Annotated in this window: 13 protein-coding genes; 5 read left to right on the forward strand and 8 right to left on the reverse strand. The window is 68.1% G+C overall.

Translation table 11 applies throughout. The features are described from left to right. Positions 1–72: 72 nt before the first annotated feature. The 6 genes from WJ542_RS00550 to queG form a co-directional block, all read right to left on the reverse strand. Positions 73–1,875 (reverse strand): methyl-accepting chemotaxis protein, encoded by a 1,803-nt coding sequence (locus WJ542_RS00550; RefSeq protein ID WP_411186905.1) that lies wholly within the window; start codon positions 1,873–1,875, stop codon positions 73–75. A gap of 149 nt (positions 1,876–2,024) precedes the next feature. Then, positions 2,025–2,651: a glycerol-3-phosphate 1-O-acyltransferase PlsY gene (gene plsY, locus WJ542_RS00555; protein WP_411186907.1), complete on the reverse strand. Its 627-nt coding sequence runs from the start codon at positions 2,649–2,651 to the stop codon at positions 2,025–2,027. Between the two features lie 181 nt (positions 2,652–2,832). Next, a complete protein-coding gene (gene ybaK / locus WJ542_RS00560; protein WP_411186909.1) occupies positions 2,833–3,324 on the reverse strand; it encodes a Cys-tRNA(Pro) deacylase in 492 nt (163 codons plus the stop codon). 70 nt (positions 3,325–3,394) lie between these two features. Then, entirely contained in the window at positions 3,395–4,447 is a 1,053-nt protein-coding gene (gene xerD, locus WJ542_RS00565) for a site-specific tyrosine recombinase XerD (RefSeq protein WP_411186911.1), read from the reverse strand. Continuing rightward, positions 4,444–4,917 (reverse strand): methylated-DNA--[protein]-cysteine S-methyltransferase, encoded by a 474-nt coding sequence (locus WJ542_RS00570; RefSeq protein WP_411186913.1) that lies wholly within the window; start codon positions 4,915–4,917, stop codon positions 4,444–4,446. Before WJ542_RS00570 ends, xerD begins: the two co-directional genes overlap by 4 nt. Before the next feature lie 73 nt (positions 4,918–4,990). Beyond that, a complete protein-coding gene (gene queG / locus WJ542_RS00575; RefSeq protein ID WP_411190436.1) occupies positions 4,991–6,310 on the reverse strand; it encodes a tRNA epoxyqueuosine(34) reductase QueG in 1,320 nt (439 codons plus the stop codon). Between the two features lie 95 nt (positions 6,311–6,405). Here queG and tsaE point away from each other — a divergent pair, with 95 nt between their 5' ends. Together tsaE and WJ542_RS00585 are read left to right on the forward strand one after the other, a co-directional pair. Next, positions 6,406–6,978, forward strand: a complete 573-nt coding sequence (tsaE, locus tag WJ542_RS00580; RefSeq protein ID WP_411186915.1) for a tRNA (adenosine(37)-N6)-threonylcarbamoyltransferase complex ATPase subunit type 1 TsaE — start codon at positions 6,406–6,408, stop codon at positions 6,976–6,978. After that, a complete protein-coding gene (locus WJ542_RS00585) occupies positions 6,960–8,549 on the forward strand; it encodes an N-acetylmuramoyl-L-alanine amidase (protein WP_411186916.1) in 1,590 nt (529 codons plus the stop codon). The genes tsaE and WJ542_RS00585 overlap by 19 nt, the downstream gene beginning before the upstream one ends. A gap of 96 nt (positions 8,550–8,645) precedes the next feature. On the opposite strand, the gene WJ542_RS00590 is transcribed toward WJ542_RS00585, so the two are convergent. Next, complete coding sequence (locus tag WJ542_RS00590; RefSeq protein ID WP_411186918.1) at positions 8,646–9,542, reverse strand: EamA family transporter; 897 nt, start codon at positions 9,540–9,542, stop codon at positions 8,646–8,648. Positions 9,543–9,723: 181 nt separating this feature from the next. Between WJ542_RS00590 and WJ542_RS00595 the strand changes: the two genes are divergently transcribed. Beyond that, the gene (locus WJ542_RS00595; RefSeq protein WP_411186920.1) at positions 9,724–10,605 is read left to right on the forward strand and encodes a pirin family protein; all 882 of its coding nucleotides are present in this window, start codon (positions 9,724–9,726) and stop codon (positions 10,603–10,605) included. A gap of 108 nt (positions 10,606–10,713) precedes the next feature. Next, a complete protein-coding gene (gene trxA, locus WJ542_RS00600; protein ID WP_411186922.1) occupies positions 10,714–11,562 on the forward strand; it encodes a thioredoxin in 849 nt (282 codons plus the stop codon). 114 nt (positions 11,563–11,676) lie between these two features. Here trxA and WJ542_RS00605 read toward each other — a convergent pair whose 3' ends face one another. Next, positions 11,677–12,540 carry a tRNA threonylcarbamoyladenosine dehydratase gene (locus WJ542_RS00605; RefSeq protein ID WP_411186924.1) on the reverse strand — a complete coding sequence of 288 codons (864 nt, stop codon included), beginning with the start codon at positions 12,538–12,540 and terminating at the stop codon, positions 11,677–11,679. Positions 12,541–12,741: 201 nt separating this feature from the next. On the opposite strand from WJ542_RS00605, the gene pdxH reads away from it, so the two are divergent. Beyond that, positions 12,742–13,377, forward strand: a complete 636-nt coding sequence (gene pdxH / locus WJ542_RS00610; RefSeq protein WP_411186926.1) for a pyridoxamine 5'-phosphate oxidase — start codon at positions 12,742–12,744, stop codon at positions 13,375–13,377. The last annotated feature ends 63 nt before the right edge of the window (positions 13,378–13,440 follow it).

Raw genomic sequence — 13,440 nt, forward strand, 5'->3', positions numbered from 1 at the left:
TGCCACCCCCAAAAAAGAAGGGCGGCGCCGTAGCGCCGCCCTCTCGCGAACCCTTCTGCCCGCCTCTCCCCGTCAGTCCAGCCTGAACTGCCCCACCGCCACCGCGAGGTTCGTCGCCTGACCGCGCAGCGCCGCGGCGGCCGCCGTCGATTCCTCGACGAGCGCCGCGTTCTGCTGGACCATTTCGTCGAGCTGGCTCACGGCGCGATTCACTTCCTGAATGCCGCGCGTCTGTTCGCTCGCCGCATTCGTGACTTCGGAAATGATGGTCGTGACGTTCCCCACGTTCTGCACGATTTCGTCCATCGTTTCGCCCGCGCGGCGCACCTGCTGCGAGCCCGACGTGACGCTCGCCACCGTCGACTCGATCAGGTCTTTGATCTCGCGCGCCGCCTGCGCGCTGCGCTGCGCGAGGCTGCGCACCTCGCCCGCCACCACCGCGAAGCCGCGGCCCTGCTCGCCCGCGCGCGCGGCCTCCACGGCTGCGTTCAGCGCAAGGATGTTGGTCTGGAATGCGATACCGTCGATCACGCCGATGATGTCCGCAATCTTCACCGAGGCCTCTTCGATCGACCCCATCGTGCGCACCACGTCGTTGATGACGGCGCCGCCGCGCGAGGCCACCTGCGAGGCCGAGGCCGCCGTCACGTCGGCCTGCTGCGCCGCGTTGGCCGACTGCGCGACCGTCGCCGTGATCTGCTCCATCGAAGCCGCCGTCTGCTGCAGGCTCGCCGCCGCCGATTCGGTGCGGCCCGACAGGTCAACGTTGCCGGCGGCGATCTCGTCGCTCGCGGTGCGCACCGATTCGCTGGTATCGCGGATATGGCGCATCACGTCGCGCAGCTTGTCCATGAAGGCATTGAACGAGCGCGCGATCTGCGCGACCTCGTCGGTGCCCTCGGCCGGCAGGCGCTGCGTGAGGTCGCCCTCACCCGCGCTGATGGCGTCCATGGCGTCGCGCACCTTCGAAAGGCGCTGGAACGACACGGCCGTTGCCGCCGCCATGATCAGGGCGGCCGCTACCGCGATCACCACGAGTGCGATCAGCGAGGCGGTCAGCAGCGAGCGCATGCCCGCCGTCGCATCCGCACGATCGAGCGCGACGATCACATGCCAGTCCGTGCCCGCGATCGGCTCGGCGCGCATCAGCTTGATGCTGCTGCCCACGTCCACGGACATCGGGTCCGTGGAGGCGAACAGGACGGCGAGACGGTCGCCGGCCAGGTCGGGCGCCAGTTCCGAAACGGGCTTGAGCGTGAGCTTCGCGTCGGGATGCGCGACGATCTGGCCGCTGCTGTCCACCAGCATGCCGAAGCTCGCGGGCGTCGGCTGGATCGAGCGGACGTTGGCGATCACGCTGTCCATCGAGACATCGCCTGAAACCACGGCTTTCACTACGCCGTCACGGATTACGGGCGTCGCGAACGCCACGACCAGCTTGCCGCTGCCGGCATCCACGTAAGGTGGCGTCACCACGCCCTTGCCCGCCGCGACGGCCTGTTTGTACCAGGGGCGGCCGGTGGGATCGTAGTCGGGCGGGATGCCGGTGGGATCGGAGAATTTTGCGGTCTTGTCCGCGTAGCCGACGTAGACGTTGGTGAATCCGCCCGCCGTCGCGACCTGCTTGAGCGCCGGAACCGGATCCGCCGGATCGATCACCACGTCCTGCAGCGAGTTGATCATCTGCGCGTGCGAGGCGATCCAGTCGTTGATGCCCGCAGCGTGGCTGTCTTCGACAGCCGTGAGCGTGCTGTTCACCGACTCGGTGTTGTGCGAGTTAGCAACGAAATAATCGAGCGCCGTATTGGCGCCAAGCGCCACGACGACGATGACGACAGCGAGCGCGACGATGCGCGCGCGAATGGTGGAGAACATGAAGGGCGTCGGGTGCGGGGAATGAAACGGTTGGCCGGCAAACACTATTTGGGACTTCACCGGCGTTTACGGCGACCGCGACGCGGGACTTGAGCCCCATTAATTGGGGCTTGATCATAATCGAGGGGACTCGATCGTGCTGGGTGGTATTACTGGCCGGCTTCGGCGGCCGGTTTCTTCTTGTCGCCGATGCGGCTTTCCTTGCCCGCCATCAGCTTCGAGATGTTCGAGCGGTGGCGCCAGAACAGCAGCACGCTCATCGCGAGAACGGCGAGCGCGATGACGTGCGGGCCGAACAGAAAGACGTAAAAGATCGGTGCGAACACGGCGGCGGCGAGCGCCGCGAGCGACGAGTAGCGGAAGAAGAACGCGACGATGAGCCAGGTGAGCAGCGTGGCGAGGCCCAGCACCGGATGGATCGCGAGCAGGACGCCCGCGGCCGTCGCCACGCCCTTGCCGCCCTGGAAGCGGAAGAACACGGGATACAGATGGCCGAGGAACACGGCGATCGCGGCAAGCGCAATGGCGTCGTCGCCGAGCCCGAAGTGCGGGCCGAAATGCGCGGCGAGCCACACGGCCAGCCAGCCCTTGAACGCGTCGCCGATCAGCGTGAGGATCGCGGCCTTCTTGTTGCCGCTGCGCAGAACATTGGTCGCGCCGGGATTGCCGGAACCGTAGGAGCGCGGATCGGCGAGCCCCATCGCGGCGCTCACGATCACGGCGAACGATACCGAGCCGATCAGATAGGCAAGAACGGCGACGATCAGGTTGTACATGCGCGAAACCCGGTAATTGGTGAAGGAGGCGCGCGGCGCGGCCGTCGAGGCCGGGCGGGGGCGCGCGAAGGCGCCCATTCTACCGAAGCGCGGGCGCCGGGTGAGCGCGAATCAGGGAACGTACGGAGGCGCGGCCCGCGCCGGATGGGGCGCATCCCGCGCATACGGGAAGCGGCCGCCGTCACTCCACGCTGGCGCACTGCACCGGCTTCGCGTCCAGCAGCGAGACGAGCACCGCCGGCGCGAGACTCACCAGGTAGCCGCGGCGGCCGCCGTTGAGCCAGATTTCGTCGAGTTCGAGCACCGTCGATTCCACGTAGACGGGCATGGTCTTCTTCGTGCCGAACGGCGACGTGCCGCCCACGAGATAGCCCGAATGCCGGTTCGCGACCTCGGGCTTGCAGGGCTCGACGCGCTTCGCGCCGATCTGGCGCGCGAGGTTCTTCGTGGAGACCTTGCGGTCCCCGTGCATCAGCACGATCAGCGGCTTCGCGCGCTCATCCTCCATCACGAGCGTCTTCACGACGCGATGTTCGTCCACGCCGAGCTGACGCGCGGATTCCTCCGTGCCGCCATGCTCGACATATTCGTAGGGATGCTCGCCGAACGCGATGCCCGCGCGGCGCAGCATCTGCGTGGCGGGCGTTTCGGAGACGTGTTTCGATTTGCTCATCGGCGCATTGTAATGGGCAAACGCAGGGCAAACGCGGGACAAAGGCGGCACCGGGCCGCGCCGCTCGCGCCTACCCTCGCGGATGATGCTTCGCGTGCAGCAGCCTGAGGCGCTCGCGTGCGACGTGGGTATAGATCTGCGTCGTGGAGATGTCGCTGTGGCCGAGCAGCAGCTGCACTACGCGCAGGTCGGCGCCGTGATTGAGCAGGTGCGTCGCGAACGCGTGCCGCAGCGTGTGCGGCGACAGCGGCGCGTGCACGTCGGCCGCGGCCGCATGGCGCTTGATGATGTGCCAGAACTGCTGGCGCGTCATGCCCTCGGCGCGGGCCGTGACGAACAGCGCGTCGGTCGTGCGCGGGCCAAGCAGCGCGGGCCGCGACTCGCGCAGATACCGCTCGATCCAGGCGTGCGCCTCCTCGCCGAACGGAATCAGCCGCTCCTTCGCGCCCTTGCCCAGCACGCGCACGACCCCTTCGTTCAGCCCCACCTCCACGGTCTTGAGCGTCACGAGCTCGGTCACGCGCAGGCCGCTCGCATACATCAGTTCGAGCATCGTGCGATCGCGCAGGCCGAGCGACGTGCTCACGTCCGGTGCGCCGAGGAGCGCCTCCACCTGTGCTTCGGTAAGCGTCGTGGGAAAACGCGGTGGCTGCTTCGCCGAACGCACCCGCACGGTGGGATCGGTCACCACGCGCCGCTCGCGCAGCGCCCAGCCGTAGTAGCGGCGAAACACCGAAAGACGCCGGTTCGCCGAGGTCGACTTGTCCGCCTTGCGGCTCGCGCTGTAGGCAAAGAGATCGCCCTCGTGCGTCGTGTCGAGCGTCCCCGAGCGCGCGCTCGCGAGCCACGCCGAAAAGAGCTTCAGATCGCGCCGGTAAGCATCGAGCGTGTTGCGCGACAGGCCGTGTTCGAGCCACATCGCGTCGCAGAAGGTGTCGATGGCGAGCAGGCTCTGCGCCAGCGCCGACGCGGCTTCGGGGGGCAAGCTTTCGGCGTCGTCGAAGGCAGGCGCCGCTGCGCTGTCGCCGTCGTTGGCCTCGTGCGCGGCGAGCGCATCGTCGGCTGCGGTCGTGGCGGGCGCCACGGGCGCCACGGGCTTCACGGGCGTTACGGCGTTCGTCATCGGAAGGCGACACCCTCGTGGGCGAGCAGCCAGCGCTTCACGTCACGGAAAAAGCCCTCGCCGCCGTGGTGCGCAAAGCCCCCGATTCCGCTTGCCGAAACCACGCGATGGCACGGAATCACGAGCGGAAAGGGATTCGAGCCGCACGCCTGGCCGACCGCGCGCGCCGAGTCGCTGCCAATGCGCTTCGCGAGCTCGCCGTAGGTCAGCACACCGCCCGCGACAATCGCGCTGATGCCGTGCCAGACGCGCTGCTGGAACGGCGTGCCGCGCGCGGCGAGCGGCAGGTCGAAACCCACCGACGCGTCGTCGAAATAACGCGCGATCTGCTCTGCCGCGCGCGCCGCGAGCACGCAGTCCGGCTCGACGCTGGCCGTCGTTCGATTCAGATAGACGATCTCGCGCACGGCTTCGCCGCCGGTGCGAATGCCGACCTTGCCGAACGGCGCGTCGATCACTGCATTGAACATGATTGCCTCCGTCTGCGCGGCAAGCGCATTCGCCGCCGCGCTTACCCTCTCGCTTTCTGCCAGATTCTGCACTTTACGCCGCTTCGAGCGCCCAGCGCACGTGTTCGCGAACCAGCTCCGAGTCGTCGTCCCCGCGCGCATGCAGCGCCGCGACGATCGCCTCGCGAGCGCCCTCCTCCAGCGCGGGACGCGCGCGCAGCGCATTGCCCATCGCCACCGCGATGTTGCGCGACCACCGCTCGTAGCCGATACGGCGAATCGCGCTGCCCTGCATGCGCGCGTCGAAATCTTTCGCGCTCCAGTCGAACAGCTCGACGAGCGTCGCGCGATCGAGCCCATGGCGCACGTCGAAATCGGCGACGGGCGCCGCCTGCGCGAACTTGTTCCAGGGGCACACGAGCTGGCAGTCGTCGCACCCATACACGCGATTGCCGATCAGCTCGCGCATGTCGAGCGGAATGCTGCCCTTCAGCTCGATCGTCAGATACGAGATGCAGCGCCGCGCGTCCACGCGATACGGCCCGGTGATCGCGCCGGTCGGGCACGCACCGATGCAGCGCGTGCAGCTGCCGCAGTGCGCGCCGGCCGTTTCAGGCACGGCCGGCGCTCGCGCGGCGGGGGAATCGGCCACGATGGACCCCGCGGTTTCGGCATCCGTCGGCAACGGCAGATCGACGTAGATCTCGCCGAGGAAGAAGAGCGATCCGGCGTCGCGCTGCAGCAGCAGCGTATGCTTGCCGCGCCAGCCGATGCCGGCCTTCTGCGCAAGCTCCACTTCGAGCACCGGCGCCGAATCGGTGAACACGCGATGGCCGAACGCGCCGATCTCGGCTTCGATGCGGTCCGCGAGTTGCTGCAAGCGCGCACGCAACACCTTGTGATAGTCGCGACCGCGCGCGTAGATCGACACGACCGCCGCCTGCGGATCGGCGAGACGCGCGTGCTCGCGCTCGCGCCATCCGCCCTGCGCGTACTCGCGCGGCGCCTCCTGCAAGCGTGCGGGCTGCCCGTCGCGCGCCGCATCTTGCGAAGCACTTTCGGCCGTCTTTCCCGGCCCATTCAACGCCGCCGGCGCCAGCGTCGCGGCCGGCAAATAGGCCATGCGCACGGAAATCACGCGTCGCGTACCGGCCACAAGCTCTGCGGGCCGCGCACGTTTCATATCATGTTTGGCCATATAATCCATCTCGCCGTGGCAGCCGGCTTCGAGCCATGCGGCGAGGCCCGCTTCGGCATGCGAGAGGTCGGTATCGCTGATGCCGATCGCACCGAACCCCAGTTCGCGTCCCCATGTCCGGATGCGCGCCGCGAGGGCGGCAAGCGCCGCCGCATCGAGCGACGGCCCCGACGGCGCGCGAGGCGCTGCCGGCTCGCACGACGCGGCGGCAGGCATCGCGACGGGCGCGCAGCCCTCCGCGTCCGTCGTGGCGTACGCGAGGCTTGAAGAGGAAGGCGAGGGACTGCGGTTCATCACGTTATTTTACGAGAATGCCCCTGAAGCCCGACATGCCCGGCCCCGATCACGCGCTGCATGCGCCGCAAACGCCGGCCCCGGTCCTGCTCGAACGGCGCTTCGACCTGCCGGACGAAGCGGCCACCGACGCGTTCGGCACGCGCCTCGCCCTCGCGCTCGAAGCGCAGCGTGCCGGGGCAGCCGCGCGCTTCGACGGCCTGCAGGTCCAGCTGCTGGGCGACCTCGGCGCGGGCAAGACCTCGCTCGTGCGCGCCACGCTGCGCGCGCTGGGTCACACGGGCCGCGTGCGCAGCCCCACCTATACGCTCGTCGAACCGTACACGGTCGCGACGCCGAACGGGGAACTCCCGCTCTATCACTTCGATCTGTACCGTTTCAGCGATCCGGCTGAATGGGCCGACGCCGGCTTTCGCGAATATTTCGCAGCCGGCGCGGTGTGTCTCGTCGAGTGGCCGCAACGCGCGCAAGGCCTGCTCGGCGTGCCGGACCTCGTATTTTCGCTGGAACCCGGAGAACAAGGCGAAGGCCGCGTGCTGACCGCCTACGCATACAGCGCATCAGGAAAGGCATGTCTAGAAAGATGTTAATCAAACCGTTCCGCTCGATCGAATCCGCGGCCACCGCCACGCACAACTGGCGGCGCCGGCAGATCCTGAAGGCGGGCGCGTCCACGCTCGTGCTCGGCCTCTCCGTGGCCGCGCCGCGGCTTGCGTGGGCGACCTCGGTGCTCGGCGTGCGCGTGTGGCCCGCGCGCGACTACACGCGCGTCACGATCGAATCGGACCAGCCGCTCGCCACCTCGCAGCAAATGCTGCAGAGCCCGGACCGGCTCGTCGTCGATATCAGCGGTCTCGACCTCGACGACGCCCTGAAGAACCTCGTCTCCAAGATCACGCCGAACGATCCGCAGATCCAGGCGGTGCGCGTGGGACAATACCAGCCGCACGTCGTGCGCATGGTGTTCGACCTGAAGGGCTCGGTGAAGCCGCAGGTGTTCACGCTGGAGCCGGTGGGCTCCTACAAATACCGGCTGGTGTTCGATCTCTACCCGGCCATCGCGCCCGATCCGATGATGGATCTGCTCGCGCAGACCGACAAAAAGCAGGAGCAGCTCGACGCGCGCGAGGCGATGCGGCACGACGTTCCGCCCTCGACGCTCGCGGGGCCTGCCGCGCCACCCGCTCCGCCGCCGGGCGCCCAGTCCGGCGACAACAGCGACGCGTTCTTCCAGCACTATGCGCAGAACGACGCGGCCGATGCGGGGAATGCGCCATCCGCGCACCCTGCCGCGCCGCGCCCGGCGCCACCGGTGCCGCCTGCCGTCATCGTGCAGCGCACGCCCAAACCCGCGCCGGACACCGCCGCGCTCGCGCAGAACGACGACAGCGACAGCAGCAACGGCGACGACTATGGTTTCGTCACGCCGAAGTCGGGCAAGGGCGGCACGATACGCCTCCTCACGGTCGCCGTCGACCCGGGCCACGGCGGCGAGGACCCGGGCGCCATCGGCAGCGCAGGCACGTACGAAAAGCACATCGCGCTCGACATCGCGAAGAAGCTGCGCGCCAAGATCGACGCCCAGCCCAATATGCGCGCGATGATGACGCGCGACGCCGACTTCTTCGTGCCGCTGAACGTGCGCGTGCAAAAGGCCCGGCGCGTGGGCGCGGACCTCTTCGTCTCGGTCCATGCCGATGCCTTCACGACGCCGCTCGCGCGCGGTTCGTCGGTGTTCGCGCTCTCGGAACATGGGGCGTCGAGCGCCGCGGCGCGCTGGATGGCGAACAAGGAGAACGCGTCGGACCAGATCGGCGGGATCAACGTGCAGACCGCCGACGCCGCAGTGAATCGCGCGCTCTTCGACATGTCCACCACGGCGCAGATTCGCGACTCGATGCGTTACGGCGGCTTCGTTCTCGACGAGATCGGCGACATCAACAAGCTGCACAAGGGCTCGGTCGAGCAGGCGGGTTTCGCGGTGCTCAAGGCGCCCGACATCCCGTCGATCCTTGTAGAGACCGCGTTCATCAGCAACCCGGAAGAAGAGGTCAAGCTCAACGACGACGCCTACCGCGACAAGATGGCGGACGCCATTCTCAAGGGCATCAAGCGCTACTTCGCGGCGAATCCGCCGCTCGCGAAGAATCGCATGACCTGAAGCGCGTCAATCCTCTCCCCCCGCCGCGACGCCGCGCAGCCCATGGGCGCGCGGCGTTTTCTTTTACGGGCGCAAGCGCCGCCGGCTGGCGTGCGGCTAACGCGCCGTGGCGAGCCGCTGCCGCACCCAGCCCCCGAACACGTTGACGACGAGCCCGCCCATGACAAGCGCAGCGCCGCCGATCTGCGCAACGGTCAAACGCTCGCCGAGCAGCACCGACGCCGAGGCGAGCCCGACGATCGGCACGAGCAGCGAGAACGGCGCCACCTGGCTTGCGGGATACTTCGAGAGCAGGCGGCTCCAGAGGCTGTAGCCGAGCAGCGTCGCGATGAACGAGAGATAAACGATCGCGAGCACCGACGACATTCCGATCCCTTCGAGCGCGCCCACGATGCGCTGCGGACCTTCGAAGCAGTACGACAGCACGAGGAACGGCAGCGGCGGAATCAGGCTCGCCCAGACGACGAGCCCGACCAGATCGATCCTGCCCACCTTCTTCGTGACGATGTTGCCGAGCGCCCACATCACGGCCGCGCAAAGCGTGAGCCCGAAGCCGGCGAGCGTCATCGCCTGCGCGCCCCCGCCCGCGCCCGACTGCAGCCCGATCAGCGCGAGGCCGCCCGCCGCGATCAGCAAGCCGATCACATTCTGCGCATGGAAGCGTTCGCTCAGAAAGAACGCCGCGAAGGCGAGCGTGAAGAACGCCTGCGCCTGCAGCACGACCGAGGCGAGCCCGGCCGGCATGCCCACGTACATGGCGGAGAACAGGAATGCGAACTGCCCGAACGAGATCGTCGAGCCGTAGGCCAGGAGCCACTTCCAGGGCAGGTTCGGCCGCTTCACGAACAGCACCGCCGGAAACGCCGCCAGCAGGAAACGCAACGCGCCCAGCAGCATCGGCGGCACGCCGTGCAGACCCACCTTGATCACCACGAAATTCACGCCCCACGCCAGCACCACCACCAGCGCGAACAGCAGATCCTTCGGCGACATCGCCTCCTCCGCTTCATTTCTGTCGAACTGGCGAGTGTACCGCGCCGTCATCCCCGTCACGCAGCATGGCGCGACAGCGGGCGTTAGAATGAGCGCCTGCCCGCGAGCGAAGCCGCGGCGCCTCGCATCGAGCCGCCCATCCTGCTCTAACGTGTCCACACCGATCCATCAAGGAAGCGCCATGTCCTCATCGATCAAAGCGGTCCTCAAGCCCCATACGCGCGACATCGGCAATCTGCTCGTGCGGCGCGTGCTGCCCGCGCTCGCCGCGCGTCTCGTCGGCCCCTTCATCTTCTTCGACCATATGGGCCCGGCCACGCTCGAACCGGGCGCGGGCGTCGACGTGCGCCCGCACCCGCACATCGGCCTCGCCACCGTCACCTACCTGTTCGACGGGGCGCTCATGCACCGCGACAGCATCGGCTCCAGCCAGAAGATCGTTCCCGGCGACGTCAACTGGATGACCGCGGGCCGCGGCATCGTCCACTCGGAGCGCACGCCCGACGAAGATCGCGCGAGAAGCATGACCATGCACGGCATCCAGACCTGGGTGGCGCTGCCGCTCGATCACGAGGACACCGAGCCGTCGTTCTTCCATCACGCCGCCGATACGCTGCCGGAGATCGAGCGCAACGGCGTCGCGCTGCGCGTAATCGCGGGCACGGCGTTCGGCGCGACCTCGCCCGTCGGGACCTTCTCGGGCACGCTCTACGTGGCGGGCGACTTCGCGCCGGGCGGCGCGATCGCGCTCGACGCGGAGCACGAGGAACGCGGCGTGTATCTCGTCGAAGGCGATCTGTCGATCGACGGCACGCCGCTCGAACCCGCCACGATGGCCGTGCTCGTGCCGGGCGAAACCGTCACGCTCGCGAGCACCGGCGGGGCGCGCGTGATGCTGCTGGGCGGCGAGAAGCTCGAAGGCGAGCGCTTCATCGAATGGAACTTCGTGGCCAGCTCGCGCGAGAAAATCGAGGCCGCCAAAGCCGCGTGGACGCGCCAGGAAATGGGGCATGTCCCCGGCGAAACCGAATGGATTCCGTTGCCGGAAAAGAAGCCGCATTGAGCCGGCGCTGGATGGACGACGAGCCGCGGCGATTGAATCCGCCGCGTATCGTCCCCATCTGGGCGCATGACTGACCGAACTCAACTGAGCGAACCGAACGAGGACGCAATGGATACCACCCTGGCCACTTTTGAAAAGGACGTGATCGAAGCATCGGCGCTCGCGCCCGTGCTGATCGACTTCTGGGCGCCGTGGTGCGGCCCGTGCAAAACGCTCGGCCCGATGCTCGAAAAGCTCGAAGCCGAATACGGCGGCAAGTGGAAGCTCGCGAAGGTCAACGTCGACGAAAACCAGGAGCTCGCCGCGCACTTCCAGGTGCGCAGCATTCCTCATGTCGTCGCGTTCGCGGACGGCCGGCCTGTCGACCAGTTCATCGGCGTGCTGCCCGAAGGCCAGCTGCGCCAGTTCATCGACGGCCTGATCCCCGACCCCGCGGCCACCGAGCGCCAGGCCGCCCAGGAAGCGCTGGCCGAAGGCCGCCGCGAGGAGGCCTACGATGCGCTCCAGGCCGCGCTGGCCTACGACCCGGGCTTCGACGACGCGCGCATGGACCTGATCGAGCTGCTGCTCGCCGATAACCGCGCCGACGAGGCCCACAAGGAAGCCGAGCTGCTCTCGCCGAAAACGACGCAGGGCATCGATCCGCGCTACAACGCGATCAAGACGCGTCTCGACGCGCTCGACGCCGCCGCCGACCTGCCGCCCACCGATGCGCTCGAAGCGCAGGTGGCTGCCCATCCTGAGGATCTGGAGGCGCGCTTCGATCTCGCCAACGCACTGATCGCGCGGCGCAAGTACCCGGGCGCGCTGGAGCAGTTGCTCGAGATCGTCCGGCGCGACCGCACCTTCCGCGACGACATCGGCCGCAAGACCATGCTCTCGGTGTTCGATCTCGCGGCGCACCAGCCGCAGCTCGTGAGCGAGTGGCGGCGCAAGCTGAGCGCCATGCTCAACTGAGCGGCACAGCGACCGCAGCATAGAAGCGAAAAAACGCACGGCGCCTGCCAGGGCCGTGCGTTTTCTTTTGCGGGTTCGTGGATTTGCGGATTCCGCAAGCGGCGCCGGAGCGGCTTAGCGCGCGACTGCCCCATGCGCAATCGCGCGCAGCACGTGCGCGGCCGCCGCGAAACCGAAGCTCGCCGTCACGCAGACGCTCGACCCGAAGCCCGCGCAATTGAGGCCGACCGGAGCGTGATGGCCCGGCGACGTGGTGACGTGCTCGGCCTCGGGGTCCACGTCGCCCACCGCGGCTTCGGGATAGATGAGCGGTTCGTCCGAGTACACGGCGCTCACCTTGAACTTCGCCTTCGGTCCGCGCGGAAAGCCGTGGTGCTTGCGCAACTGGCCGCGCACCTTGGAGAGCAGCGGGTCCTGGATCGTCAGCGCGAGGTCGTCGATGCGAATGCGCGTGGGGTCGAGCTGCCCGCCCGCGCCGCCCACCGTGATGAGCGGCTGCCGGTGCTCCACGCACCACGCGATCAGCGCCGTCTTCGTGCGCACGCTGTCGATGGCGTCGATCACGTAGTCGAAGCCGCCGCCAAGCAGCGCATCGAAATTCGACGGCTCCACGAAATCCTCCACAAGCCGCACGTCGCAGGCCGGGTCGATCAGCCGGATGCGCTCCGCCATGGCCTCGACCTTCGGCTTGCCATAGTTGCCGTCGAGCGCGTGGATCTGGCGGTTGGTGTTGCTTTCCGCCACGTTGTCGAGATCGATCAGCGTGAGCCTGCCGATCGCGTTGCGCGCGAGCGCCTCCGCCACCCACGACCCCACGCCGCCAATGCCGATCACCGCGACATGCGCACGCTCGAACGCCGCGAGCACCGGTGCGCCGTAAAGCCGCGCCACGCCGCCAAAGCGGCGGGCCCTGTCGGCTTCATCGGTCACGGGGGGCGCGGTAAGATCGGTTTGCGGCGAAATCGGGGTACTGGACATGGCGACGGAGCTTCAGAAAGGCGCGAAAGCGAACCGGACGAGCTGGTCGCCGATCCACGCGAGACCCGTATTTTGCCTGATCGGACGAGATCGTTCCGTGGCCGCCGGCGGTCCGCACCTCAGGAAAAACGCCGGGTTGAGCGCGCACGGCGATTTTCGTCCTTCGCTATACTTGTCCGTATTGAAGTGTCCGCATAAAACATGACAACCCTCGCCGACCTCCGCAAGAACTACTCGCTCGGCTCGCTTGATGCCGCCGACGTCGACCGCGATCCCATCCGCCAGTTCCAGACCTGGTTCTCCCAGGCGCTCGACGCGAAGCTGCCCGAACCCAACGCCATGACGGTCGCCACCGTCGACGCCACGGGCCGTCCGGCGGCGCGCATCCTGCTCATCAAGGGCGTCGACGAGCGCGGCTTCGTATTCTTCACGAACTACGAGAGCCGCAAGGGCCGCGAGCTCGCGGCAAATCCGCATGCGAGCCTGCTCTTTCACTGGATCGAACTGGAGCGCCAGGTGCGCATCGAGGGCAAGGTCGAGAAGACCAGCGCCGAGGAAAGCGACGGCTACTTCCATTCGCGCCCGCTCGGCTCGCGCATCGGCGCCTGGGCTTCCGAGCAGAGCACCGTGATCGGCAACCGCGCGGAACTCGAAGCGCGCGAGCGCGAGATCAGCGCGAAGTACGGCGAGAACCCGCCGCGCCCGCCGCACTGGGGCGGCTACCGCCTCGTGCCGGACGCGATCGAGTTCTGGCAGGGCCGTCCGTCGCGCCTGCACGACCGCATCCGCTATACGCGTGACGGCGCCGGCTGGCAGATCGAGCGTCTCGCGCCGTAGGCCACCGCCAGCGCCGCCCGGCCATGCGCGTCCGGCCCGCCCGCAGTCCGCCGCGGTTGAGGT

Origin of the sequence: Paraburkholderia yinzeri (genome assembly GCF_046581065.1) — a bacterium.
Lineage (GTDB): Bacteria > Pseudomonadota > Gammaproteobacteria > Burkholderiales > Burkholderiaceae > Paraburkholderia.